This is a genomic window from Marivivens aquimaris, from assembly GCF_015220045.1.
Lineage (GTDB): Bacteria > Pseudomonadota > Alphaproteobacteria > Rhodobacterales > Rhodobacteraceae > Marivivens > Marivivens aquimaris.
Map to the genome: position 1 here is coordinate 451,434 of NZ_JADBGB010000001.1, position 23,670 is coordinate 475,103.

The 23,670-nt window shown below is 61.7% G+C and carries 24 protein-coding genes; 6 read left to right on the forward strand and 18 right to left on the reverse strand.

The features are described 5' to 3' along the window. Positions 1 to 1,380, reverse strand: coding sequence for a diguanylate cyclase (locus tag IF204_RS02240; protein WP_194094328.1), 1,380 nt, complete (start codon positions 1,378 to 1,380; stop codon positions 1 to 3). Positions 1,381 to 1,458: 78 nt separating this feature from the next. Here IF204_RS02240 and IF204_RS02245 point away from each other — a divergent pair, with 78 nt between their 5' ends. Next, positions 1,459 to 1,737, forward strand: a complete 279-nt coding sequence (locus IF204_RS02245; RefSeq protein WP_407658880.1) for a DUF3572 domain-containing protein — start codon at positions 1,459 to 1,461, stop codon at positions 1,735 to 1,737. A 3-nt stretch (positions 1,738 to 1,740) separates the two neighbouring features. Next, positions 1,741 to 2,433, forward strand: coding sequence for an HAD family hydrolase (locus IF204_RS02250; RefSeq protein WP_194094332.1), 693 nt, complete (start codon positions 1,741 to 1,743; stop codon positions 2,431 to 2,433). On the opposite strand, the gene IF204_RS02255 is transcribed toward IF204_RS02250, so the two are convergent. Both IF204_RS02255 and IF204_RS02260 read right to left on the reverse strand, forming a co-directional pair. Next, the gene (locus tag IF204_RS02255) at positions 2,424 to 3,017 is read right to left on the reverse strand and encodes a TetR/AcrR family transcriptional regulator (RefSeq protein WP_194094334.1); all 594 of its coding nucleotides are present in this window, start codon (positions 3,015 to 3,017) and stop codon (positions 2,424 to 2,426) included. The genes IF204_RS02250 and IF204_RS02255 overlap by 10 nt on opposite strands. Positions 3,018 to 3,108: 91 nt before the next feature. Beyond that, a complete protein-coding gene (locus IF204_RS02260; protein ID WP_194094335.1) occupies positions 3,109 to 3,999 on the reverse strand; it encodes a zinc ABC transporter substrate-binding protein in 891 nt (296 codons plus the stop codon). Positions 4,000 to 4,067: 68 nt separating this feature from the next. Here IF204_RS02260 and IF204_RS02265 point away from each other — a divergent pair, with 68 nt between their 5' ends. From IF204_RS02265 to IF204_RS02275, 3 genes are read left to right on the forward strand one after another with little or no spacing between them, the layout of a single operon-like run. After that, complete coding sequence (locus IF204_RS02265; RefSeq protein ID WP_194094336.1) at positions 4,068 to 4,541, forward strand: Fur family transcriptional regulator; 474 nt, start codon at positions 4,068 to 4,070, stop codon at positions 4,539 to 4,541. Next, positions 4,538 to 5,287 (forward strand): metal ABC transporter ATP-binding protein, encoded by a 750-nt coding sequence (locus IF204_RS02270; protein WP_194094337.1) that lies wholly within the window; start codon positions 4,538 to 4,540, stop codon positions 5,285 to 5,287. The genes IF204_RS02265 and IF204_RS02270 overlap by 4 nt, the downstream gene beginning before the upstream one ends. Further along, positions 5,287 to 6,078: a metal ABC transporter permease gene (locus IF204_RS02275; RefSeq protein ID WP_167637770.1), complete on the forward strand. Its 792-nt coding sequence runs from the start codon at positions 5,287 to 5,289 to the stop codon at positions 6,076 to 6,078. Before IF204_RS02270 ends, IF204_RS02275 begins: the two co-directional genes overlap by 1 nt. Here the strand turns inward: IF204_RS02275 and IF204_RS02280 are convergent. The 15 genes from IF204_RS02280 to IF204_RS02350 form a co-directional block, all read right to left on the reverse strand. Beyond that, positions 6,075 to 7,130, reverse strand: a complete 1,056-nt coding sequence (locus tag IF204_RS02280) for an aspartate-semialdehyde dehydrogenase (protein WP_194094338.1) — start codon at positions 7,128 to 7,130, stop codon at positions 6,075 to 6,077. The two genes, IF204_RS02275 and IF204_RS02280, sit on opposite strands and share 4 nt — an antisense overlap. Before the next feature lie 248 nt (positions 7,131 to 7,378). Further along, positions 7,379 to 7,816, reverse strand: a complete 438-nt coding sequence (gene dtd, locus IF204_RS02285) for a D-aminoacyl-tRNA deacylase (RefSeq protein WP_194094339.1) — start codon at positions 7,814 to 7,816, stop codon at positions 7,379 to 7,381. Then, positions 7,813 to 8,730, reverse strand: a complete 918-nt coding sequence (locus IF204_RS02290) for a carbohydrate kinase family protein (protein WP_194094340.1) — start codon at positions 8,728 to 8,730, stop codon at positions 7,813 to 7,815. Before IF204_RS02290 ends, dtd begins: the two co-directional genes overlap by 4 nt. A gap of 68 nt (positions 8,731 to 8,798) precedes the next feature. After that, positions 8,799 to 9,890, reverse strand: a complete 1,092-nt coding sequence (locus IF204_RS02295; RefSeq protein ID WP_194094341.1) for a zinc ribbon domain-containing protein — start codon at positions 9,888 to 9,890, stop codon at positions 8,799 to 8,801. A 36-nt stretch (positions 9,891 to 9,926) separates the two neighbouring features. Beyond that, positions 9,927 to 11,051 (reverse strand): SPFH domain-containing protein, encoded by a 1,125-nt coding sequence (locus IF204_RS02300; protein WP_194094343.1) that lies wholly within the window; start codon positions 11,049 to 11,051, stop codon positions 9,927 to 9,929. A gap of 18 nt (positions 11,052 to 11,069) precedes the next feature. Next, a complete protein-coding gene (locus IF204_RS02305; RefSeq protein ID WP_194094345.1) occupies positions 11,070 to 12,038 on the reverse strand; it encodes a DUF2927 domain-containing protein in 969 nt (322 codons plus the stop codon). Then, positions 12,038 to 13,228 carry a toxic anion resistance protein gene (locus IF204_RS02310; RefSeq protein ID WP_194094347.1) on the reverse strand — a complete coding sequence of 397 codons (1,191 nt, stop codon included), beginning with the start codon at positions 13,226 to 13,228 and terminating at the stop codon, positions 12,038 to 12,040. Before IF204_RS02310 ends, IF204_RS02305 begins: the two co-directional genes overlap by 1 nt. 12 nt (positions 13,229 to 13,240) lie before the next feature. Next, positions 13,241 to 14,116, reverse strand: a complete 876-nt coding sequence (locus IF204_RS02315; protein WP_194094349.1) for a 5-bromo-4-chloroindolyl phosphate hydrolysis family protein — start codon at positions 14,114 to 14,116, stop codon at positions 13,241 to 13,243. Positions 14,117 to 14,337: 221 nt separating this feature from the next. After that, positions 14,338 to 15,417, reverse strand: coding sequence for a pseudouridine synthase (locus tag IF204_RS02320; RefSeq protein WP_456085614.1), 1,080 nt, complete (start codon positions 15,415 to 15,417; stop codon positions 14,338 to 14,340). Positions 15,418 to 15,478: 61 nt separating this feature from the next. Further along, positions 15,479 to 16,879 (reverse strand): TRAP transporter large permease, encoded by a 1,401-nt coding sequence (locus IF204_RS02325; RefSeq protein ID WP_194094351.1) that lies wholly within the window; start codon positions 16,877 to 16,879, stop codon positions 15,479 to 15,481. Positions 16,880 to 16,890: 11 nt separating this feature from the next. Next, on the reverse strand, positions 16,891 to 17,520 hold the full coding sequence (locus IF204_RS02330; RefSeq protein ID WP_194094353.1) for a TRAP transporter small permease subunit: 630 nt from the start codon (positions 17,518 to 17,520) through the stop codon (positions 16,891 to 16,893). Positions 17,521 to 17,593: 73 nt separating this feature from the next. Further along, entirely contained in the window at positions 17,594 to 18,604 is a 1,011-nt protein-coding gene (gene dctP / locus IF204_RS02335; protein ID WP_194094355.1) for a TRAP transporter substrate-binding protein DctP, read from the reverse strand. 114 nt (positions 18,605 to 18,718) lie between these two features. Further along, a complete protein-coding gene (locus IF204_RS02340; protein WP_194094356.1) occupies positions 18,719 to 20,056 on the reverse strand; it encodes a sigma-54-dependent transcriptional regulator in 1,338 nt (445 codons plus the stop codon). After that, positions 20,053 to 21,777 (reverse strand): sensor histidine kinase, encoded by a 1,725-nt coding sequence (locus tag IF204_RS02345; protein WP_194094357.1) that lies wholly within the window; start codon positions 21,775 to 21,777, stop codon positions 20,053 to 20,055. Before IF204_RS02345 ends, IF204_RS02340 begins: the two co-directional genes overlap by 4 nt. 93 nt (positions 21,778 to 21,870) lie before the next feature. Beyond that, positions 21,871 to 22,788, reverse strand: coding sequence for a LysR family transcriptional regulator (locus tag IF204_RS02350; protein ID WP_194094358.1), 918 nt, complete (start codon positions 22,786 to 22,788; stop codon positions 21,871 to 21,873). Between the two features lie 172 nt (positions 22,789 to 22,960). Here IF204_RS02350 and IF204_RS02355 point away from each other — a divergent pair, with 172 nt between their 5' ends. Next, complete coding sequence (locus IF204_RS02355) at positions 22,961 to 23,659, forward strand: DUF4386 domain-containing protein (protein WP_194094359.1); 699 nt, start codon at positions 22,961 to 22,963, stop codon at positions 23,657 to 23,659. Positions 23,660 to 23,670 lie beyond the last annotated feature (11 nt).

The window sequence follows — 23,670 nt, forward strand, 5'->3', positions numbered from 1 at the left end:
TCAGGCGGCCGTGACGAGGGTGACCTTGTTGCGGCCCATTGATTTGGAACGATAGAGCGCGTCATCGGCGCGCGACATGACGGTGGTAAAGTCCTTATCCGCTGTCGTTCCCATCGCCACCCCGATCGACATCGTGACCCGCGCTTCACGTCCGCAAGGAAGCATGATCGGCGTGTCCTCGATATGGTTCCGAACACGCTCTGCGGTGCGCTGTGCGTTGTGGATCGAAGTTTCGGGCATGGCGACGAGAAACTCCTCGCCCCCGATCCGCGCCACGAGGTCGAATGCACGGACGTTGCTGCGAATACAGTCGGCCACGGTGCGCAGGACCTCATCCCCGCCCACATGCCCGAAGGTGTCGTTCACCGTTTTAAAGTGATCGATATCCAGCATCATTAGCGCAAAATCCTGATCCTTCTGGTTCGCTCGTTCCGTCAGAGCGGTCAGGTAGGGCTGCGCATAGCGGCGATTGTAGAGCCCGGTGAGTTCGTCGGTGACAGCCGCCTCAAGCCCGGTGCGCACCGTATCACGCAGCTTCTTCATCCGTGCGACGCGCTTCAGGAGCGCTCTGGTCCGGATCGCAAGTTCAGCCATCAGCGAATCCCGCATCGCGACATCATCGGCACCTAGATCGAGCACCATCGCGGCAAGGTTGCTGGCATCGTGCGGCAGGATAACGAGCTGCGCGGCGTGACGGCTTTCGGGACGGCTGCGGAGGTCGGCTATCAGTTGGAAAAGCTGTCCGTCGTTGCTCATCCCGTCCGTATGACGGCTGTCGACAATGAAAAGATCGGGCCGTTCGGCATCTGAGCCCGCCTGATGGACCTGCTCGGGCGACAGCAATTTGACCTGAGTTCCCAGTGCTTGCGACATCGCGCGGGAAAGTCCGATGGTGGTTGGCGACGCCACGCCGACGACCGCGACCTTGTTGGGCAGGATCAGCGGTTCGGACACCTCGGCAAAGCCGAACGCTTGGCTGGTTTCATTGCGTAGACGGAGCTCGGCATCGGCTTCACTCGCCCGAAGCAGACTGCGGATGCGGGCATGAAGCAGCATGTCGGAGAGCGGGCGGGGGAGCACCTCGTCGACGCCAAGTTCCAGCGCCTTTAGTCGCAATTCGGGCGAGGAGATGTTGCCGATGCCGATGATCGGCACCTTCACGTTACCATCGCGGCCGATCCGCGAATTACAGAGCGCCTTTAGTCCGTTGCAGTCGCTCACATCGGCCAGCACGAGGTCAATCGGCACCTCGGACATGACGCGCCGCGCCTCGTTGATCGACGCGCAGGGATAAACGCTGTAATGGGCACAGCAGAGTTTGACCTTGAGAACGATGCGGTTCGTCGCCACGCTGTCGAGAATAAGAATCCGACCTGACATAAAGGTCTCCTAAGGTGCGTTTGAAGCACTCTCGGGCAAAAGAGTTAAGAAACAGTTTCCCGCAGACGGAGAATGGGAATGAAACGTGAACAGGGCGAAACGATTGCCTTGCAGGCGCTAGCTTGGCTGGCGAGCAACGAAGAGCTGATGCCGATATTTATGGGATCGACCGGCGTATCGGTCGATGATGTTAAAAATCAGGCGGGTCAGCCCGAATTTCTACTTTCGGTGCTGGAGTTTATCACGATGGACGACAAGTGGATCGTGGAGTGTTGCGACGCGCTGAACGTGCCCTACACGACTTTAATGGAAGCCCGCGCCGCACTGCCCGGCGGCCAACACATGCACTGGACCTGACCTATGCCGATCCAGGGAATCATCTTCGACAAAGACGGAACGCTCTACGATTTCAACGCGACGTGGGGCGCGTGGACGAAGAGCCTGCTGGAGCAGGAAGCCGAGGATGCGGCGCACCGCGCGGCGCTTGCTGATGTGCTTGGTTTCGATCTGGAGAGCGAGCGGTTCCGCAAGGACAGCATCGTGATCGCGTCGACGTCGGACGAGGTATCTCAGGTCCTGTTGCCGCTCATTCCAGAAGAAAAGCGCGACAACTTTATGGATCGCCTGAATGCGCTGGCTGCGGTCGCGCCGCAGGTGGAGTCTGTGCCTTTGTCAGACTTCTTGAGTGAACTCAAAGGCATGGGGCTGAAGGTCGGCGTCGCCACGAACGACGGCGAGAGTTCTGCGCTCGCGCATTTGGGTCGGTCGGGAGTTGCGGGCGATTTCGACTTCATTGCCGGATACGACAGCGGTTTCGGCGGCAAGCCGGAGGCCGGTCAGTTGCTCGCGTTCTGCGATCAGGTCGGCGTCGCGCCGCAGCATTGCGTGATGGTCGGCGACAGCACGCATGACCTCGAAGCAGGGCGCAAGGCTGGGATGAAGGTCGTTGCGGTGCTGACGGGTATCGCAGAGGAGCCTGAACTGGCGCCACATGCGGACGCTGTCCTGCCGTCAATTGGTGAACTGGCGGAGTGGGTGCGCGCTCAGGCCTGACCGATCAGGCGCAGAGTGAGATCGGTAGCACGGCGGGAACGGCTGTCGATTTCCTCGTCCTTAAGCAACGGAACCGAGCCAATAACGCGGCGGATTTGCAGGTCGCCAATCAGAAGATCGTAGTAGATCTCGGCCGCTTCTTCGGGCGCGCCGTCTTCGATAAAACGTCCGAAAATCTTGGTGAGGAGGGGGATGATCGACGCGCGGCCCGCGTCTGCCAACGTGCGCCCCAGCATCCCCGTATCATGCACGTCACCGGCCGCAGCGCGGTTCAGAACCACGGCGCGTTGGCCGGTGAGGGTGTTCAAAAGCTCAGGTCCGAAAGCCAGCAGGATGTCCCGTAGCGAGGCATCCTCGGTCAGCGCCGATTGCAACTGTTCGAGCGATGTTTCGGCGTTTCGCTCGACCATCGACAGGAACAGGCCCTGCTTGTTCCCGTACCATTTATAGAGCGTTTCGTTCGACGCCTTGGCCCGTTTCGCCACCTCGAGCATCGAAGTCGCCTTGTACCCCTTGAGCGCCAGCAACCCGTAAGCTGCCGTCTCGATCTGGATACGTCGTTCGGCCTGTTTTTCTTGGTGCATCATGTGCTCCTGCCCGCATTGCTCGAAGTGTAACGAGGTATACGGTTCGCCATCAAGAATACGGCGGGCAGGTCATACGAATGCCCCGTGACTAGCCTTTCAGACAGGCCGAAAGTGCCTTCGCCGTGTCCAGAATAATGGCAGTTGCCTGATGTTCGTCAGCGGGTAGCGCCGCACCGAGGGGATCGACCACGGCAAAGCGCACATCCTGACCTTCGGCTACGAGTTCGGCCCATCCAAGGTTCGTCTGGGTGTCGGTCAGAATGCAGGTCACGCCTTCCTCTGCAACGCGGTCCCGAAGGGCGGCAAGGTGCGCCGCGCCAGGGTTCGACGCATCGGAGAGAGCGATCATGTCGGTCGATGGCATGTCGAAAGCGGTTTCGAAATACTGGAAGCCATCGTGGGACACGACGTATTTTCCATCCTGCACGTCCGTGAGGAAGGCGATGGCTTCGATGTTTATGGCATCGACCTCGGCCACGAAAGCGTCAGCGTTTTTGCGATAGCTCTCGGCGTTTTCGGGGTCGGTCGCCGACAGGGTTTCGGCGACAATGCCTGCCCAAGCAATTAGCGCGCTCGGCGACAGCCATGCATGCGGATCGAGACTGCCGTGGTCGTGATGTTCGTCTTCTTCCTCATCATGGAATTCGCGCATTGGAAGCGGTTCCCAACCGTCGGCGTGTAGGAATTCAACACTCGTCGCGTTGGCAGCCAGCGACTCGATGGGCGCTTCGAGGAACGGCGTCAGTCCTTCGCCGATCCAGAACACGATGTCCGCATTGGTCAGCATCCGCGCCTCGGACGGGCGCATCGCATAGTCGTGCGGGCTAGCACCGGGCGGGAGGAGAACGCCGACATCCGCATTGTCGCCCGCAACGGCTTCGACCAGCGAACGCACGGGCGCGATATCGGTCACGATTGTCAGCGGATCGGCGCTGGCAGTGGTGGCGAGCAGGGCGAAAACGGCGGACATACGAATCATCATGGGCCTCTTGTGTTGCGGACAAGCGGTGCGTATAAAGGCAGTGTTATAGTATAACAAGCGTGCAAATGACAGAACAGATCAGCGGCTTCGTTCCGCACGACCATCACCATTGCATCACCTCGGCGCTGGACACAGCCGCCGATCAATGCCGTGAGCGCGGCGTGCAATTCACCCCCGTTCGCAAGCGTGTGCTGGAGATTTTGCTCGAAGCGCACACGGCGATGGGGGCTTACGATGTGCTCGCGCGTTTGGACTCCGAAGGGTTGGGCTCCAAACCGCCTGTGGCCTATCGCGCGCTGTCTTTTCTGGTGGAGCAGGGCTTTGCGCACCGGATCGAAAAGCTGAACGCCTTTGTTGCCTGTTCGCATCCCGCCGCCACGCACAGCCCCGCGTTCATGATCTGCCGCTCGTGCAACACGGTGGCCGAGGCCGACATGCCCGAGACGTTCGGCGCGCCTGCGCAGCAGACGGGCTTCACTATCGAAAAGACCGTGATCGAGGCCGAGGGCATCTGCCAGAACTGCAAGGACTCCGAATGAGCCTGATTTCCGCTCGCGGTCTGACGGTGCGCCACGGTGCGCAAACCGTCCTGCAAAACGTAGATTTCGATATCGACAGCGGCGAAATCGTCACCATCGTCGGCCCCAACGGGTCCGGCAAATCGACGTTGCTCAGGGCGCTGATCAACGCGGTGAAACCAGCGACGGGTTCGGTCAAACACAAGCACGGGCTGCGGATCGGCTATGTGCCGCAAAAGCTTCATGTCGATGCGACACTGCCGATGACCGTGCGCCGTTTCCTCGACCTGCCGCGCCGTGTGAGCGATGTGGAGGCCGAGGCCGCATTGGACCGCACTGGCGTGCCCGAGCTTATCAAGCGCCAGCTTGATGGCCTTTCGGGCGGTCAGTTGCAGCGTGTTCTTCTGGCGCGCGCTCTGCTGGGTGCGCCCGATATCCTGCTGCTGGACGAGGCAACACAGGGCCTCGACCAACCAGGCGAGGCCGCGTTCTACCGGCTGATTGAAGATGTCCGGAACCAGATGGGCTGCGCTATTTTGATGGTCAGCCACGAACTGCACGTCGTCATGAGCGCCTCCGACCGGGTCATTTGTCTGAACGGTCACGTCTGCTGCGAAGGCACGCCCGAGGTCGTTTCTGCCGCGCCCGCATATCGCCAGTTGTTCGGCACGGGGACGGGCGGCGCGCTGGCGCTTTACCGTCACGACCACGACCATTCGCACGACTGCGCGCATGATCACGACCATCACGAAGGGCACCATCACTGATGTTGGACGATTTCCTCATCCGCGCCATTCTGGCGGGCGTCGGTGCCTCGGTCGCGGCCAGCCTTCTGGGCTGTTTCGTCGTCTGGCGCCGCATGGCGTATTTCGGGGATGCAACCGCCCACGCGGCGATCCTTGGCGTAGCGCTGTCGCTGGCGTTCGGATTCTCGACCCTGATCGGCGTGAGCGCAGTGGCGCTGCTGATGGCTTTGTCGATCTTTGCGCTGACCAACCGCCAGATCGCTGTCGACACAATCCTCGGCGTTCTGGCGCACGGCGCTTTGGCGACCGGCCTTGTGGCGATTTCGCTGGTGCCGAGCGCGCGCATCAACCTTGAAAGCTACCTTTTCGGGGACGTGCTGATCGTCGGCAAAACCGACCTTGCGGTGATCTGGATCGGCGCTGCACTGGTCGCGCTGGTCATCTGGCGGCAGTGGTCGCGGATGCTGACCGCAACGCTTTCGCCCGAGCTGGCCTATGCTGCGGGCATCGACCCGAAACGCCAGCAGATCATCCTGACGCTGCTTCTTGCCGCTGTTGTCGCGGTGGCGATCAAGGTGATCGGAGCGCTGCTCATCACTGCGCTTTTGATCGTTCCCGCAGCGACCGCCCGCAACCTGTCCCGCACGCCCGAAGCGATGGCGTTCGCCTCCATCGGGTTCGGAGCGGCCAGCGCGGTTGGCGGGATCGGCTTGTCGTTCCAAGCCGACACGCCCGCCGGTCCGTCTATCGTCGTGGTCTCAGTCGTGTTCTTTGCGGCGGCGCTATTCGTGCGCCGCCTGCGGGGGCTTTAAGCGGCCTGCGAAGTGACGTGCTGGGCCAGCAGGTTCTCAGCGATCTGGACCGCGTTAAGGGCCGCGCCCTTCAGCAGTTGGTCGCCCGAAATGAACATCGCGATGGTCTGGCCCGTCGGGTCGATCAGGTCGGTGCGGATGCGGCCCACTAGGACGTCTTCGATACCGCTTGCCTCACAAGGCATCGGGAAGTGGTTGTTTTCAATGTCATCGACAACCCGCACGCCCGGCGCGCTCGACAGCTTGTCACGCACGGACTCCGGCGACACGAAACCGTCGAAACGCACCGACAGCGCGATGGAGTGAGCGCGGAGCACAGGCACGCGAACGCAGGTGATGCCGACGGGCAGACGGGGCAGGTCGAGGATGCGGCGCGTTTCGGCGATCACCTTGGTTTCCTCGCCATTATAGCCCGTTTCGGGGTCGATATCGGCGTTATGGCTAAAGAGGTTGAAGGCCATCGGGTGCGGCATGATCTGCTGCTCGAACGGCTCGTCGTTGACAGCGGCGGCAGTGGCCTGACGCAGTTCGTCCATCGCAGCGGCACCTGCACCAGATGCGCTCTGGTAGGTGACCATGTTCAAACGCGTGATGGCCCAGCATCGCAGCAGCGGTGCGAGAGCGGTCGTGGCGATCGCAGCAACGCAGTTGGGGTTGGCGATGATGCCTGCATGAGGTGCGATGGTGCCGCCGTTGGCTTCGGGCACGATCAGCGGAACGTTCGGGTCCATGCGAAAAGCGGAGGAATTGTCGACCACGACAGCGCCAGCCGCGACGGCGAGCGGGGCGTACTTGCGCGATACCGTGGCACCGGCGGAGAAGAACACGATGTTGCAGGCGTCAAAGCTACGCTCGGTCAATTCCTGAACCAGAACCTCGCTGCCACGGAAGGGCAGGCGCTGACCTGCAGAGCGGGCCGAAGCCAGCAGGCGCAGCTCACCGACTGGCACGTCGCGGTTTTCGAGGCAGTTGATAATTTCGATACCCACAGCGCCGGTCGCGCCGACAACGGCGATCACTGGCAAGGGCGGAATGGATTGCTGTACGTTCATGGGTCTCTCCGGCAGGCTGGCGGGAGGAGGACGGGGAACGCTGTGATTATCTTGCTTTCAACCCCGTCCGGCTCCGGCGGGGTTGGCTTCGCTTAGATCGTGACATCCGACCACGCGAAACGCACCCCCGCCGAAGCGGTGGTCATTTTGGTGGTCATGGTTTTGTTCATCAGGATCGTCATGGCGTTTGGTTAGCCGAAGAGCGGCGCGCAATGCAATTATTATTTTCGCACTGCGCGCGAGTTGGCTCAGACCTCGGTCCAGATGGTGACGGGGCCATCGTTGATCAGGGACACCTTCATGTCGGCACCGAAGCGACCGCAAGCGGTCGGGATGTCGAGCTTGGCAACCTCGTCCTTGAACATCTCGTAGAGGCGCTCGCCCTCAGCGGGGCGGGCGGCGGCGGAAAATCCGGGGCGGTTGCCGCGCGAGGTATCTGCGGACAGGGTGAACTGGCTGACGATGAGGGCGCTGCCGCCCACGTCGACGAGCGACTTATTCATCTTGCCGGCGTCATCCTGAAAAATCCGCATTTTCGAGAGCTTAGCAGCCAGTTTGGCGGGCAGCTCATCCGTGTCGCCCTCCATGGCGCAGACCAGAACGAGCATGCCGTGGCCGATCTCGCCGACCACTTCGCCGTCGATCTTTACGGATGCTTCGGAGACGCGCTGGACGAGTGCTCTCACAGCTCGTTGCTCCACGGCGGGTTCGCGCCCGCGCGGCTGACGGTGATCGCGGCGGAGCGGTTGCCGAGGCTCAATGCGGCCTTGATCGTGTCCTCGTCGAGCGACGCGATATCGTCTTTCGACAGCTTGCCAGCCGACTGGAGCGAGGCCAGAACGCCTGCGTTGAACGTGTCGCCAGCGCCGACGGTATCGACGACTTCGACCTTGTTGGCGGGCACGAAGACCACGTTCTCGGCGGTGATTCCGTAGGAGCCGTTCGCGCCTTCGGTGATGCAAACGAGCTTCGGACCCTTGGCGATGATCTTGCGGGCGTTCTCGATCAGATCGCCTTCGCCGACGAGCCAGTTCAGGTCTTCGTCCGACAGTTTGATGATGTCACATACTTCGGTCATGCGCTCGATACGGGCGCGGTAGGCCGCTTCGTCGCGGATGAAACCGGGGCGGATGTTCGGGTCCATCATGATGACGCGCTTGGGGGCTTCGCGCAGGCAGAGCGCCTCGTAGGTCGCGCCGCACGGCTCGACGGGCAGGGAGATGCCGCCAAAGAACATCGCGTCGGCGGTGACGTCGTTCGGGAGGTCCTCGATGGCGAGCAGACGGCCCGCGGTGCCTTCGTCGTAGAACGCGTAGGTCGCTTGGCCGTTGACCAGTTTGACGAACGCGACGGTCGACGGGCGGTCAGCCAGAACGACGTTCGAGATGTCCACCTTCGACGCCTTCAGCGTATCGGTCAGAACCTCGCCCATCATATCTTGGGCGATGCCCGAAAAGAAGCCGACCTGCGCGCCGAGACGGCCGAGCGCGATCGCGGTGTTGAAGACGGCGCCGCCTGCGTAGGGGGCATAACATGCCTCGCCTTCGGTCGAGGTGCGGGGCAGCATGTCGATAAGGGCTTCACCACAGCACAGGATCATTTTGGCCTCTTTCTGGTAGCGATAACGGTTTCGCCGTGGGTGCCGTGAAACGACCTGCCAGTCAAGCGTTACTGCATGTATTCCGCGTAGTAGGCGATTCCGCCGACGATCAGAGCAACAACGATGACCGCAAAGGCGATCTTGATCGCCGAGTACGGCCGCTCGCCTTTGACCTTGCCCGTCTGCCCGTTGACGACGAACCGATAGGACTTGCCCTTGTAGCGATAGGCCGCAAGCCAGATCGGCAGCAGGACGTGCTTGAACGTGATGTCGCTGTGCACGGTATCCATCGAACTGATGCGCTGATGGTCGCCGCCGATGTCACGTTCGATGTCGCGGCGGATCTGGCGCTCCATCACTTTCTTGGCGTTCTCGAAGCCCTCATCCAGCTGGATCTGGTAGCCCTCGGCGTTGAAACCGGCGAGGAAGTTCGGATCGTAAGGTTTGAGCGATTTCAGTTCCCAAGGCTCCAGCGCGTCAGTGTGCTTTCGCGGGAGGGAATTCGACGCGAGGATCAGAACGTCATCGAAGAAGCGCTTTACGCGGCCTGACGCGTGGGTCCAGCGGGTGTGGCGTTGCTGGTAGGTTTCGGTCTTACCGTTCACCGTGCGCGTTTCGGTGGTATAGTAATCGTCGCCGCGCTGGCCCGAATATTTGGTGCGCGTGTCGGCGTCGTAGGTCCAGAACGGCACGTAGACGCCGTTCATCTTGCGGCCTTTACGGGCATATTCGGTCAGGCCACTCGGCGCGAACCAGAGGCGCCCCATCCACTTGTTCATTGCTGCATGCGCCTGAGGCTCGTCCAGCAGGAACGGCAACAGACCTTGCGGCTTGATCTGACGATGCAAGCCTGTGTCGGTCACGACGGGCGTTGCGCAGAACGGGCAGGTGGTCGCGTGATCCTTTTCGTGGATTTCGATCTGCGCACCGCAGTTGGGGCAGGGGCTAATCCGCACTTCCTCGATCTCGTGCGGCAGGAGGTTTTCACTCAGCGCTGCTTCGAAATCGAGCTCGCGGATCGGCTCGGCGTATTTCTCGATGCCCTTTTCGACGACCTCGGTGTGGCCGCAGAAGTCACAGATCAGACGGTTCTGGCCCGGATCGAAACGCATGTCTGCGCCGCAGCTCGGGCAAGGGAAGCGGTGTTGTTCTTCGACCATCTGATCGCTCCGTTATGCGCGGATGTTCTTTTCGTCTCAGACTGCGGGGGGCGGAGGCGGCGGAGGCGGTGCTACGGTGAACAGCTGCGCAAGTTCTGCGATCTCGCCTGCCTTGGTCCAGCCTGACATGCCCGCCGACCACACGAGCGTTTCGCGGGTCAACTGTCCACCGCCAGCCATACGGCCAAGGTCGGCGCGGCTAAACGGGCCGGTGGTCGCGCCGTTTTCTGCGATGTGCCACACGGTTTCCACCGGCGGCGGGGGCGGTGCTGCGGGGGCGGCGGCTTGCGGCTGTTGCTGACCGCCCATCGGACCCCAAGGCCCCATGTTCATGCCCATCGCCATACCCATGCCGGCGCCCATACCCTGACCCATCGCGTTGCCAGCGGCAGAGTTCGGGTTGTTCATCGCCTCGGCCGCGCGCCACTTCATGTGGTCGTCGAGGTTGCCAGCGATGCCGCGCGAGGTGCGGGCGTCGAGCGCTTTTTCCACATCCTCGGGGAGGCTGATGTTCTCGATATAGAATTCGGGGATCGACAGGCCGTATTGCGCAATCGTCGGCGCGATGGCATTCGCCACCAGATCGCCGACGTCCTTGGTGTTCGCAGCCATGTCGAGCACGGGAATTTCGCTCGACGCGATGGCGCGGCTGAATTCCTGAACGATCACGTTGCGGATCTGGAAGCTGATCTCGTCTGAGGTGAACTCGCCATCAGTGCCGACGATTTCGCGCAGGAACAGGCCCGGATCGGCGACCTTGATCGCGTAGGTGCCAAAGGCACGGATGCGGACGGGACCGAACTCCGGATCGCGCATCATGATGGGGTTCTTGGTACCCCATTTCTGATCGCCGAAGCGGGTGGTGTTGACGAAGTAGATCTCGCTTTTGAACGGCGACTTGAACCCGTGGTCCCAGTGCTGGAGCGAGGTCATCACCGGCATGTTGTTGGTTTCCAGCTGGTAAAGGCCCGGCTGGAAAATGTCGGCAAGCTGCCCTTCGTGCACGAAAATCGCGGCCTGACCTTCGCGGACCGTCAGCTTGGCACCGTACTTGATTTCGTGGCCGTAGCGCTCGAAGCGGTAGACCATCGTATCGCGGGTGTCGTCGGTCCACTCGATGACGTCAATGAATTGACCGGACAGAAAATCCAGAATGCCCATACCAAAGGCTCCTCTTGCTCAGGTCGCGTTACCAGTAAGCTCACTCGCTATCCGGCGGACGATCGGGCCTGCCTCGTCGGCGGTCATGCCAACCCTCAGGCGTGAATCGTACAGTATCCGAAGTAGCATTTCATCGTATCCTGTTAGTAACGCGAACTCTTCATCGTCGTTAAAAATAGACGGACGGGCACGCGGACTATCATTCGTGAGCCCCATGCCTTGGGCGAGCTCTTCGTGAACGCAGGCCTGCTTCATCAGCGTCGGGTGTTCCGCGCGGATGATGGCGAGGGCCTTGTTGTAGGTGACGCCGTCCGGCTTGAACGTGCTGATGACGAGGCAAAGCTGTTCGCGCGGCAGGTTCAGCGCGTAATCGAGCGAGGACTGTTCAATACCCGGAATCAGTTCGCGGATGCGATCCGCAGCGCCTTTGCGGTCGTCCTCATCAAGGAACAGGACGTGGAAATTCGGGCGGCTATTGGTCATGGTGATCGGCACGCCCGACAGGGATGACAGGCGGCGGGTGTAATCGTTCACCATGGCGTAGTCGGTGTACTGGTCTTCCGTCGCGACATTGGCGCCGAATTCGACCGCCATGCGGATCGGGTTTTCCCAGCGGCGGAGCGAGGCTGCTGTCGCCTCGGCCCGCAGGGTGGTGCCGTCGCTGGTGTACTCGTCGTGGAGCGCCACGTCGATGAAGCCGGTCGCCAGCTGCGTATCGGTGAACGGCGTGTCCACGCTGCCGCCGTCCGTGCGCATCAGATGCTGGTTTACCAGATCGTTTTGCAGACGGCGGTAGTAGGTCGCCAGCTGGCTGCTGGCGGTCGACGCGGGGCGGGTGCTGATCGACACTGGCTGAGCGGGGGCGGTGACCTCCGGACTCCGTGCCACGGCGGCACGCGGTACGGCCACGCTGTCGGGGGACAGGTTCGTACAGCTCGATAGCAGTGTGGTGAGAAGTACTGCTGCGAGTCCGGTGGTTCTATTCATCAGGCGCCCGTCGAAGTTCCTACGTTTGCCCTGCTACCATCGGCCTTCGACTTCGCGGATGCTAGTGCCGATTTCAATTCGAGTTCCATCTTTTGCAAATCTGCCTCAGCGGCGGCACGTTTCCGCTTGCCTTCGTCGGCAATGCTGAGGCTCTCGTCGATGGTCGCGATCAGCGTCGCGTTGGCCAGTTTCACCGCTTCGATATCGAAGACGCCGCGCTCCATCTCGGTGCGGATGGTCGCGTTCGCCTGCTGGAGTTTTTTGGCGTTCGAGGTCAGCAGTTCGTTCGTCAGGTCAGTCGCCTCGCGCACGGCGCTGGCGGCTTCGGCGGACCGCTGGATGGTCACAGCCTGCGCCAGTTGGGTTTCCCAAAGCGGCACGGTGTTGACGAGCGTCGAGTTGATCTTGGTCACAAGGGACTTGTCGTTCTCTTGCGCAAGACGGATCGACGGCAGCGACTGCATCGTCACCTGACGGGTCAGTTTCAGGTCATGCACACGGCGTTCGAGGTCATCGCGGGCCGCACGCAGATCGCGAAGCTCCTGCGCCACCATCACACCGTTTTCTTCTGATGCGGCCTGCACTTCGGCGTCCTTGGCGGGGATGATAGTGCTGTCCAGTTCGGCCAGTTTCGCTTCGCCTGCCGCGATGTAGAGCGCCAGTTCGTCGTAGAATTCGAGCGTCTTGATATATAGCTGGTCGAGGCTTTCGATGTCCTTGATCAGCTCGTGCTCATGACGGAGCAGATCATCCGTGATGCGGTCGATCTGGGCCTGCACTTCTTCGTATTTCGCGACGAACTTGGCCATCGGCTTGGCCTTGCCCATGAGGCGTTCCCAGAACGATGGCTTGCGATTGGGGTCGAGTTCGCTGACCGAAAATCCGCGGATGGTGGCCACGATTTCGCGCAGCGAATTGCCTGCGGGGCCGACTTCCTGATTTTTGACGCCGCTCAGCATGGCTTGGGAAATCTGCTGAAGCTCGGCCTGCGCGCGGCTACCGAACCGCACGATGGAGTTGGTGTCGGTGATGTCGATTTCGGCCATTCGGCGCGAGATTTCATCACTCGTCGGCTGGTCCGCCTGATCAAGCGAGACGGTGACGGCATTGGGCTCAGGCAGGACGGCGGCTGTCACTTTTTGCACTTCGGCCAAGGTGGCTTCGGCCTTTGCGCGGACGTTCTCGGACATCGTATTCTCCTGTTAATCGGGCCTGACGCCCTCGCGTTGTAATCGGTCGCGCAAGACCTTGATCTCAATATCCATGTCGAGGCGGTTGTTCTCGCGCAGCTTGCCGGTCATGGCAGAAAAATTGGTTTGCAGGTCCGAGAGTAGCGCCTCGTATTCGGCGCGTGAATTCTCGTCATGGGTCTTGCCGTAGTGTTCGGCAAATTTCAGCGACGCATCGCGGGCACCCATCAGATAGACGCCGAGGTACTTGCGCGCGCCCGTCAGATCGCGCGGATCGCTTTGCACGGTGTCGATCATCCGCTGCGCTTCAAGCTGGAACGCAGCCACCCGCCCGTCGAGGCGGCGGTCGCCCAGCGTTTCGATCGAATTGCGCATATCTGCGAGATATATTTCGGCTTCATCCACGACGCGGCTTACGCGGCTGGCTTGGAAATCATCCACGCCTTCGGTGCGCTTGTCCTTCAGCGGATCGATCCCGAACGCGGCAAGGTGCAGGGCAGTCCCCGCAATTCCAAAGATCGCCGCAGCCACCGAAGGGGAGCCGTGGCTCAGCGCCGCGCCTGCGATGCCGACGCCTGTCAGAACACCGGCAAGGATCTTGCGCGGCAGAGCAGGGCGTTTCGCGATGGCGCGGGCGTTATAGGCCGCTTCGGCGCGCAGGCCGTCGCGGAGCAACCACGCGCCAAGGCCCAAAATGGCAGCAGCAGGCAGCCCGAATGCCAGTGCAGTTGCACCGCCTTTGACCGAAAAGAACGCGAGCAAGCCCGCAGGCACGAACATCACATTGGAGCGTGCGCCAGCAGGATCGACCTTGCGGTTTTCAAATGGACTGACGGTATCGCGGGATTGCGGGTCGGGGCTGTATTTGCCGCCATAACGCTGCGCCATCACATGCCTCCGACGACACCGACGACGGTGCCGAAGAGCAGAAAAATAAGCAGGCCGTAAGCAATATGGCGAACGGGATCAGGCATCCGGTCCCTCGTTATAAAGTGTCAAACCGCATGTAAGCGCTTGGCACCGCCAAACAAGGCAAAGGCATGGAAATGCTGCCTGCGCGCGCCCATCGCTATAATCAGGATGGGCCGCACTGGATCGTCTGGCAAGTCTTACCGAGGCTTTTTCGGCGTGAACTTGCGTGGACCTTTGGAAGGGCCCGCATCATCGCGCGACGCGAAAAGTTTGCGGTCCGGTGCCTTGCTGCCGAAGGTCTTGCCACCACTGGGCTTGCCGTCAGTCGGCTTGTTGCCGAAAGTCTTACCGCCTGCGGGGCGTCCGTCAGTCGGTTTGGTGCCGAAAGTCTTACCGCCAGTTGGCTTCCCGCCGGACTTCGCCGACGATTTGCCGCCGACAGTTCGGCCGCCAGCGATCCGGCCCTTGGGGTGGGCGTCTTCGTTGCGGCGGGTGCGGACGGGCTTTTTCTTGGGCTCTTCGAGGGGCTGCATATCGCCGTCGAGGCCAAGCTGGTCACGCAGGACGCGGCGCTTGATCTCTTCGACCTCGCCAGCCTTGAGGTTGCCGATCTGGAACGGGCCGTAGGAGACGCGGATCAGGCGGTTCACCACGGCGCCGATGGCTTCCATCGCGCGGCGAATTTCGCGGTTCTTACCTTCACGGATCGAAATGGTCAGCCACGCATTCGCGCCCTGCTGACGGTCGAATTGCACCTGCATCGGCTGATATTTGACGCCTTCGACGTCGATACCCGCGCGCAGACGGTCGAGGTCCAGCTTGCTCGCCTCGCCCTTGACGCGGACGCGGTAGCGGCGGAGCCAGCCTGTCGACGGTAGTTCAAGACGACGCTTCAACTCGCCATCGTTGGTGAGCAGCAGCAGGCCTTCGGAATTGAGGTCGAGGCGGCCAATGCTCATCACGCGCGGCATGTCTTCGGGCAGAGCCGAGAAGACCGTCGGGCGATCTTTTTCATCGCGTTCGGTGGTCACGAGACCGGAGGGCTTGTGATACAGCCAAAGGCGCGCGGGTTCCGCAGCAGCCATCGGCACGTCATCGATCATCACGCGGTCTTTGTCGGTCACGTTGAGAGCGGGACTCTCGATGACCTTGCCATTCACCTTCACGCGGCCTTCCGCAATCATGCGTTCGGCTTCGCGGCGCGAGGCGACGCCTGCGCGGGACAGAACTTTGGCGATGCGGTCGCCTTCCGGGGTCTCGTTGCTCATGCCGCCCATTAGACCACTCCGGCGTCGCAGTTCAATGTCCCGCGCAGGTTTTGCGCAATTTACCTTACCGTCAGGCCAAGCTGGGCAGCCAGAGCACAATCGACGGGAAGGCGACGAGCAAGGCGATAGTGATGCCGTCCGCGACGAAGAAAGGCGTCACGCCGCGGAACACGTCCTGCACGGAAAGGTCATCTCGCACACCGGCCACGACGAAGCAGTTCAGGCCAATGGGCGGGGTAATCAGACAGAACTCCGCCATTTTCACCACGAGGATGCCGAACCAGATCGCGCACATCGGACCCGACATGCCAAAGGTGCTGTCCGCTGCGGATACCATCTCTCCGCCGTTCAGCGCCATCACGGCGGGATAAACGACGGGCAGGGTCAGGAGCATCATGCCGATGGCGTCCATGAACATGCCCAGCACCGCGTAGGCCAACAGGATGCAGACAAGGATCAGCATCGGGGACATTTCCAGCGAGGTCAGCCAGTCCGAAAACGCGCCCGGCAGGTCGGCGAAGCCGAGGAAGCGCACGTAGATCAGCACGCCCCAGATGATAGTGAAGATCATCACCGCGAGCTTTGCGGTCTCCAGCAGCGCGCCTTTGAACTCACCCCAGCGCATGCCGTTGTAGAGCGCCATGAGGAACACCACGAACGCACCGATCGCGCCGCCTTCGGTCGGGGTGCCCCAAGCCTCTCCGCCGAAGGGGTTGTAGACGAAAAGCACGATGGTCAGGACGACGATCAGGATCGGCGCGGCGGGAGGCAGGGCGGCAAAGCGCTCCTTCCACGTAAAGCCGCCAACCGAGGGGCCGAAGCCTTTGATCGTCATGGCCATGCCGATGATCAGCAGCGCATAGACGATGGCCGAGAAGACACCAGGGATGAAGCCGGCCAGCAGCAGCTTGCCCACGTCCTGCTCCACGATGATGGCGTAGATCACAAGGATTGCGGAGGGCGGGATCAGCGATGCCAGCGTGCCGCCTGCCGCCACGACGCCTGCCGCGAAGCGTTTGTTGTAGCCGACCTCCAGCATTTCGGGGATCGCGATGCGGGCAAAAACGGCGGAGGTCGCGATGGACGCGCCGGATACAGCGGCAAAGCCTGCGGTCGCAAAGACCGTTGCCACCGCCATGCCGCCCGGCACCCACGCGATCCAGCGTTTCGCGGCGGTAAATAGCGCCTTAGTCAGGCCCGCGTAGTAGGCGAGGTAGCCGATGAGGATGAACGTCGGGATGAGGCTGAGCGCTTGGCTCGCGACCTTCGAGTGCGGCACCTGACCGCCGGTTTTCACGGCGACCTCCAAGGCCCACATGAACTGCGCGGGGTCGTAGCCTTTCTTCGCCCAGAAAATCCAGATCAGTCCGGTCAGACCTGCGAGGCCCGCCGCGAAGGCGACACGCATCCCGAGGACGACCATGACCAGAAGTCCGGCAGAAACGACGAGACCGATTTCAATACTTTCCATGTCCGGTCTCCTTAGTCGTGACCAGAGACCTGTTCGGCCTCTTGTGCAGCTTGGGTTGCGACATCGACCGGCAGCGGCACGGCCACCGGCTCGGTTTCGCCCGTGATGATCGCCTTGGTGTAGGACACGAGTTGCAGCACGAGCCGCACGCACAGCACCGAAAACGCGACAGGCGCGAGCAGTTTGGCAGGCCAGATTGGCAGGCCGATGTCCATCGTACTGTCACGGCTCCAGAGCGGCATCGACATGTCAAAGCTGCGCTGGAAGTGCGCGTAGGAGCCCCAGACCAGCAGCACCATGAGGACAAGGATCGCAAACGTGGTGATCCACTCGGCGATAAATAGCGGGCGGCCCGAGAGCCTGCCGACCAGCATATCCATGCGGATGTGGCCGCCATCGCGCTGCGTGAACGAGATGCCCATGAAAGCGATCAGCGGCATCGCCTGTTGGATCCAGTCCACATATCCGGGTAGCGGGTCGTTGAAGAAATTACGCGACGAGACCGAAAACACCGCTAGCAGCATCAGGCCGAACACGGTTAGGCCACTAACGAGCGCGAGCAGTTTTTCGAGTTTGTAGAAGTTCCGGTCCAGACGGCTGAGTGTGCTGTCGTCTTCCAGAACCGAAGCAGATCCGGCCATGGCGCGGTCCTTTCCATAGGCTGAACCCCGCGCCGCGAATGGCGGCACGGGGAAAGCTGCGTTCGTGAGTGGGTTACTGCCCTTCGGCTACCATTCCCGAAACGAGGTCGTAGAGTTCCTGCGCAGGCAGACCGCGTGCGTTGTTCTCTTCGATCCATGCGTCGGCAGCCGGTCCGGCAGCAGCTTCGCGGAACGCCGCGATCTCGTCATCGGAGAAGGAAACCTGTTCGATGCCCTTTTCTTCGAGCAGCGGCCACCACTTGGCCATGGTCTCGTTCTCATAATACTCGATGTAGTAATCGAGTGCCTCTTCGACCGAACCGTCAAGCGCCGCGCGCTCGTCGTCGGTCAGTGCCTCATAGGCGTCGATATTCACGATCACGGGGCAGTTCACCGCGCCAGGGTTGAGGTTGCTGGTCCACCACGTCGCGTTCTCGATCGTACCGAACGACATGTGGGCGTGCGGCGCGAAGGAAGCCGCGCGGATCACGCCGCTGTCCATGGCCTGACGCACTTCGGTCGCCGACATGGAGGTCGGAACAGCGCCGACAGCGGCCAGAGCCGCACCGATACCGCCCGTGGCACGAACGGTCAGGCCGTCGAAGTCCGCGATGCTCGACGGGACATCACCGACGCCTGCAAGGTTGTACTGCGGCAGGGGCGAGGGCATGAGCAGCTTGGCGTTCCAACGTGCAAGGTCGGCAGCAACCGCAGGGTGCTCGTAGACGGCCATCGAGATATCGCGCTCTTGCTCAAGCGACGAAATGCCGAGGAACGGCAGTTCCATTACGGTGATCGACGGGTTTTTGTCGGGGTGGTAGCCCGCGCAGAACTGCGCCATCTCGAACGCACCGATTTCGATGCCGTCGAGGTTCTCGGTGTTCTTTGACAGACCGCCGTAGGAGATGTTCATGGTGAACTCGCCGCCGGTTTTTTCCGAAACGAGTTCGGCCAGTTTCTCGACGTGTTCGGTGAACGCGCGGCGCTTACCCCAGAGCGAGACATTCCATTCGGTGGCCATGCCTTCGGACGCGAAAGCAACGGCGAGCGCCGCGATGGCACCGCGGGTCAGAAATTTGTTCATGATCTCCTCCCAGAGATTTTTGTTTCCTCGGGAGTAGTCTGCTCTTTTTTTCGTGATCACCCTATGAGGGATTTCGCCCATTGATCGGACGCTGCCCTGCGGATTTCCGCAGAGCTACAGAAGCTCGCCCTTGTTTAGGCCGAGCTTCACGATTTTCTCGTTGAGAGTACGCCTGCCGATACCGAGCGCCTCTGCCGCGGCGTCCATCCGCCCCTTGTGGGCTTTGATGGCTTTGCCGATCAGCTCGCGTTCGAATGCGGCGACCGCTTCGCGCAGGGTTTCGGGCACATCGTCCAGTTGGTCGGTGCGCAGCGCCTCAGCGATGGAGCCGCTCCCGCGCCGTGCCAGCAGGATGCGCCTCTCGCAGACGTTGCGCAGTTCCCGCACATTACCGGGCCAATCGTGGGCCAGCAGGGCGGCGGTGTCCTCGTTCGATAGGACTTGGCGGTCGATCTCGTAGACGCTCGCGAATTCATCAAGGAAGTGCGCGGCCAGCAGCATGACATCGTCGCGGCGGTTCCGAAGGGCGGGGATGGTGAGCACAACGGTGTTCAGGCGGAACAGAAGGTCCTGCCGCAGCCGCCCATCGCTCACCGCCTGCTCGACGTCCTCGTTCGTGGCCGACAGGAACCGCAGATTGACCGGAACGGGTTCGGTGCTGCCGATGGGGAGCACCTGTTTATCCTCGATAATCCGAAGCAGCTTGGCTTGCACGGCCAGAGGCGCGGAGCAAATCTCATCAAGGAACAGCGTGCCACCCGACGCCGCCAGCAAACGACCGTCGCTTTCGCCATATTTGCCGAACATCTCGACTTCAAAAGTGTCTGGCGACAGCGCCGCGCAGTTCAGCGCAAGGAATGGCGCGGCAGGATCGGGGCCAAGGTCGTGGAGCGCGCGGGCCACAAGCTCCTTGCCCGTGCCCGTTTCGCCCTGCACCATGATCGGCGTGTCGAGCGTGGCAAAGTCGATGATGTCGGCGCGCAGGTTTCGCACGGCCACAGTCTGTCCGAGGAGCAGGCGGTCAAGACCCGAAAGCTGGATCAGCCGCGCTTGCAAGCGCTCGTTGGTCTTCTGCATCCTGTTCTGCTCTGCCGCGTGGCGCAGAATGGTCAGCAAGCGGCGCGGCTCGTAGGGCTTTTCGACAAAACTGTAAGCGCCGCTCTGCATCGCATTGACCGCCATCGGGATGTCGCCGTGAGCAGAGATCAGAACCACAGGCGGCGAGGTGGATTTGTCGAGCGAGGCCAGCAGTTCGGTCCCCGTCATCCCCGGCATGCGGACGTCCGACAGGATGACATCGGGCAAGAAGCCCGCCGCCAGCTCTTGAGTTTTCTCGGCGCGAGCCAAGGCGCTGACCTCCCAGTCTGCGGCCTCCAGCAGCTCGACCAGCGACAGGCGCATGGCTTTGTCGTCGTCCACCACGATGATGCGGAAGGGATGGCCGGAGATCATGCGTCACCTCGTTCGTTCGCAGTCGGGGCTGGGAAGGTCACACGGAAAAGCGCGCCGCCGTCTTCGATATTCGACGCCTGCATGGTGCCTTCGTGATCTTTGACGATGCTGGAGGAAATCGCGAGGCCGAGGCCCATGCCGCGCCCGCTTTCGCGGGTGGTTACGAACGGCTCCTGAAGGTCTGCGAGGGTCGCGTCACCAAGGCCGTGCCCGTTGTCCTGCACCTCGAACCAAGGGGTCGGGTCGCTGCCGATGCGGATGATAACGGTCGGCTCGTCGGTATCCTCAACCGCATCGATAGCGTTGCGCAACACGTTGGTGATGACCTGCTCGACGTGCAGTTTGCTGCCGCGGATCAGGACGGGACCATCGGGGCGGTCGAAGGTGATCGCCGTGCCTGTGCTGTCGATATTCGGCGCGACCAAGGAAAGCGACGCATCCATCGCGGCAACGAGGTCGAATTCCGCGAAATCATCGGTGTCGGAGCGGGCGAAGAATTTGAGTTGCCGCGTGATGCCTTCCATCCGGTCGATCAGACCGCCGATACTGGCTGTGAGGCGGTTCGGCCCGCTTGGCCCAAGCTCTGCTGCAGCAACATGGTTGCGCATCGCGGCGATGGGCTGGCCAAGTTCGTGGGTGACAGAGGCCGCGAGGCGACCCAGCGCGGCCAAACGGCTGGCGCGCTCCAGTTCGCTCTGGGTACGGCTCAAACGTCGCTCTGCCGTTCTGCGATCAACGATCTCCTGCGCGAGGCGTTCGTTTGCGAGGCGGAGCTTGGCCTCCTCTTCCTCGGAACGCCTCAGTGCCGTCCCGATGCGCCGCGTGCGCTGAATCTGGAAGGCAATCAGGATCGAGCCGAGGATGATCACTACAGCCGCAGCCGTCAGCCACGCGAGGGCAGAGGAGCGTTCATCCGCCATGAAGTAGTGAATTTGCCAGTTATGCGGCGCCGCGTTGGCGCTGAGATGCAGCCAATCGCGCCCCGAAAGTTTTGCCGTGTTGTCCGAGAGTGACCAGCCGAGCGGCTCCAGCTGCTGATTAGGGAACTGACGGGAAAACAGGATCACATTCCGCTGCGATGCGCTGAGCGGTTCGGTCGTGCGGTAGAGGTAGTCGCGGTTGGAGGCGAGCAGGATGACACCGTCCTCATTGGCCATGAAAACCGTCTCGCCAGAACTGCGCCAGCTTTCCTCAAGCGCGCCAAAGTTGATCTTGATCACGACCACGCCAAGTACGCGGCCCCCTGTGGCAAGGACCGGATCGGCAATGAAATACCCCGGCTGGCCGGTCGTCGCGCCGATGGCGTAGAACCGGCCCTGTTTGCCCGCGAGCGCGTCCTGAAAGTAGGGGCGGAACGAATAGTCCTCGCCGATGAAGCTCGACGGTAGGGCGTGGTTCGACGCGGCGATGGTTAGGCCCTGCGGATTGATCAGGTAGATCGCATCAAGGCCCGATTGATCGGCGAAGTCCTCGAACCGGCTATCGACGATGGTCGTGTTGCCGTTGAGGAGGCTGCTGACGACAAATGGGTCCTTGGCGAGAATGTGGGTCAGGTGGGAAAACCGGTCAAGTTCGGCATTCACCGACGCGCGGTAGAGCGACAGGCGGCCGCGGGCTTTCTCAAGCTCCTGACCTTGGAAATATTGATGCGCCACGAGGGCTGCCCCCAGCGAGACGAGCCCGATGAAAACCAGTGACAGGATGACCGAAAGGTAGCGCATAGACGGAGTTGTGGTCCGAAAGGACCGTTCTGGGCAAGGGCTATCGGGTTGGGCGGTCGCGGGAGGGGCGCTGCCCCTCTGGCCTGCGGCCATTCACCCCGAGGTATTTTCGTCAGAATGAAGCGGTTGGCGGAGCGCCTCGGCCAGGAAGTCGTAGACGAAGCGTAGGCGGCGGTTCTGGTAGATCTCGCGGTGCGCGACCAGCCAGATCGGATAGCTGATGGGGCGCATGGCGGGAAGGGCTTCGGTGACTTTGGGCTCTGCATTGCCGATCTGTTCGTCGATGAAGCCGATGCCAAGCCCCTGTTTGACGTGTTCCCACATGACGAGGAAGTTGTCGGCGATGATGGGGAAATTCGCTTCGGTCAGGTCGAAGCCGAAACTGGCGAGGGAACGCGCGATCATGGCCGGATCATCGGGAGCGATGAAGCTGGCGCGAGAGAGGTCGGCTTGGGTTTCGGGATTACCGATCGAGCGCAGGTAATCCGGCGTTGCGTAGAGGCGGGCGCAGGTGTCGCGGAGTTTGCGGGCAACGAGGTTTGGCTCTTCGGGACGGAAGTTGCGCAGGGCGATGTCGGCTTCGCGGCGGAGGAGGTCCGAGGCGGAGTTCGAGACAACGAGACGGATAGTGATGCGAGGCTCGGCGGCGCGGAGCTGAGCTACGATCCGCGGCATGATCAGGGCGCCGTAGACATCCGAGCAGGCGATGAGGACCTCGCCCTCCATCGCTTCGTTCTGGCTGACGGCGGAGAGCGAGAGGCGGCTGGCAGCTTCGCCCATCTGGCGGGCCGCGTCCATGAGTTCATGTCCCGCAGGCGTCAGGCGCAGGCCGCGACCAATGCGTTCGAAGAGCATCACGCCGAGTTCCTGCTCGAGCGCGTCGACTTGTCTGCCGAGGGTGGGTTGGGTCAGGCCGAGGGCGCGGGCGGCGGCGGACAGCGAGCCTTCCTCTGCGGTGACGAGGAAAGCGCGGGCGCGGTTCCAGTCGAAGTTGATCGATCTCCAATCCATGCAAATTCGTATATCACTCAGGCAAATTCAGTCAATTTTATTGAGATTGAGGTGTGGGTATAACCTCCGCAGAGCCGAGAATGTTCGGCACCTCAACCAGTGAACCGATGCTTTGAGCGAGCCGCTATGTCGGCGGGCAACGGAGGAGGTTTGCCTGAAAACGGAGGCCGAGATGGCTGTTCTTTCTGATCCTTTGTCCACGCCCTATGCGCGGCTGACGGGCGTGTTCTACCTTTTGATCGCGGTGTTTGGCGGGTTCGCGATCCTCTGGGTGCCGTCGCAATTGCAGGTCGCAAGCGATGCTGGTGCAACGATGACAAACCTAATCGAACGGCGAGGGCTGTTCCTCGCGGGGATGGGCGGGGAAGTGGCCATTCTACTGGCTGAAATCATGTGCACGGCAATGCTGTATTTCATGTTCAAACCGGTGAGCGCCACGCTGTCTTTTGCAGCATCACTCGCACGGCTGTGCATGGTCGGCGTGATGGCAGCGATGCTGTTTTTCAGCGTCGCGGCGCTGGGTGTGGCAGAGGGGAGCTTGGCCCCCGGTTTGGCCGATGAGGTCCGGGCCGAGGTGGTGGCTGCGCTCCTTTATGTGCACGACGCGGGCGTTTGGGTTTGGCAGGTTTTCTTTACGCTGCACCTCGTAATGCTGGGCTGGTTGGTCGCGCACTCGCGGCGGTTTCCGCGTGTCCTCGGTTACCTGATGATTGCGGGCTCTGCGGGGTATCTCTGCGACAGCCTGAGCGCGTTTGTCTGGCCTGGTGCGGGCGGGCTGGCACTGGTGACAGGTGTGCTGCTTGCGCTGGTGAGCTTTGCCGAGGTCGGGTTTGCACTTTGGCTTGTCAGCTGCGGTCAGCGGTCAGTGTGAGGAACGTGGAT

Excerpts from the sequence above, each read along its gene's own strand:
- IF204_RS02330 (WP_194094353.1), bottom strand. The coding sequence starts at position 17,520 with ATGGCCGGATCTGCTTCGGTTCTGGAAGACGACAGCACACTCAGCCGT.
- IF204_RS02340 (WP_194094356.1), bottom strand. The coding sequence starts at position 20,056 with ATGATCTCCGGCCATCCCTTCCGCATCATCGTGGTGGACGACGACAAA.
- IF204_RS02255 (WP_194094334.1), bottom strand. The coding sequence starts at position 3,017 with ATGCACCAAGAAAAACAGGCCGAACGACGTATCCAGATCGAGACGGCA.
- IF204_RS02270 (WP_194094337.1), top strand. The coding sequence starts at position 4,538 with ATGAGCCTGATTTCCGCTCGCGGTCTGACGGTGCGCCACGGTGCGCAA.
- IF204_RS02355 (WP_194094359.1), top strand. The coding sequence starts at position 22,961 with ATGGCTGTTCTTTCTGATCCTTTGTCCACGCCCTATGCGCGGCTGACG.
- IF204_RS02265 (WP_194094336.1), top strand. The coding sequence starts at position 4,068 with ATGACAGAACAGATCAGCGGCTTCGTTCCGCACGACCATCACCATTGC.
- IF204_RS02345 (WP_194094357.1), bottom strand. The coding sequence starts at position 21,777 with ATGCGCTACCTTTCGGTCATCCTGTCACTGGTTTTCATCGGGCTCGTC.
- IF204_RS02290 (WP_194094340.1), bottom strand. The coding sequence starts at position 8,730 with ATGATCCTGTGCTGTGGTGAAGCCCTTATCGACATGCTGCCCCGCACC.
- dctP (WP_194094355.1), bottom strand. The coding sequence starts at position 18,604 with ATGAACAAATTTCTGACCCGCGGTGCCATCGCGGCGCTCGCCGTTGCT.
- IF204_RS02275 (WP_167637770.1), top strand. The coding sequence starts at position 5,287 with ATGTTGGACGATTTCCTCATCCGCGCCATTCTGGCGGGCGTCGGTGCC.
- IF204_RS02280 (WP_194094338.1), bottom strand. The coding sequence starts at position 7,130 with ATGAACGTACAGCAATCCATTCCGCCCTTGCCAGTGATCGCCGTTGTC.
- IF204_RS02260 (WP_194094335.1), bottom strand. The coding sequence starts at position 3,999 with ATGATTCGTATGTCCGCCGTTTTCGCCCTGCTCGCCACCACTGCCAGC.
- IF204_RS02350 (WP_194094358.1), bottom strand. The coding sequence starts at position 22,788 with ATGGATTGGAGATCGATCAACTTCGACTGGAACCGCGCCCGCGCTTTC.
- IF204_RS02310 (WP_194094347.1), bottom strand. The coding sequence starts at position 13,228 with ATGTCCGAGAACGTCCGCGCAAAGGCCGAAGCCACCTTGGCCGAAGTG.
- IF204_RS02295 (WP_194094341.1), bottom strand. The coding sequence starts at position 9,890 with ATGGTCGAAGAACAACACCGCTTCCCTTGCCCGAGCTGCGGCGCAGAC.
- IF204_RS02250 (WP_194094332.1), top strand. The coding sequence starts at position 1,741 with ATGCCGATCCAGGGAATCATCTTCGACAAAGACGGAACGCTCTACGAT.
- IF204_RS02245 (WP_407658880.1), top strand. The coding sequence starts at position 1,459 with ATGAAACGTGAACAGGGCGAAACGATTGCCTTGCAGGCGCTAGCTTGG.
- IF204_RS02325 (WP_194094351.1), bottom strand. The coding sequence starts at position 16,879 with ATGGAAAGTATTGAAATCGGTCTCGTCGTTTCTGCCGGACTTCTGGTC.
- IF204_RS02240 (WP_194094328.1), bottom strand. The coding sequence starts at position 1,380 with ATGTCAGGTCGGATTCTTATTCTCGACAGCGTGGCGACGAACCGCATC.
- IF204_RS02320 (WP_456085614.1), bottom strand. The coding sequence starts at position 15,417 with ATGGGCGGCATGAGCAACGAGACCCCGGAAGGCGACCGCATCGCCAAA.
- IF204_RS02315 (WP_194094349.1), bottom strand. The coding sequence starts at position 14,116 with ATGGCGCAGCGTTATGGCGGCAAATACAGCCCCGACCCGCAATCCCGC.
- IF204_RS02300 (WP_194094343.1), bottom strand. The coding sequence starts at position 11,051 with ATGGGCATTCTGGATTTTCTGTCCGGTCAATTCATTGACGTCATCGAG.
- IF204_RS02305 (WP_194094345.1), bottom strand. The coding sequence starts at position 12,038 with ATGAATAGAACCACCGGACTCGCAGCAGTACTTCTCACCACACTGCTA.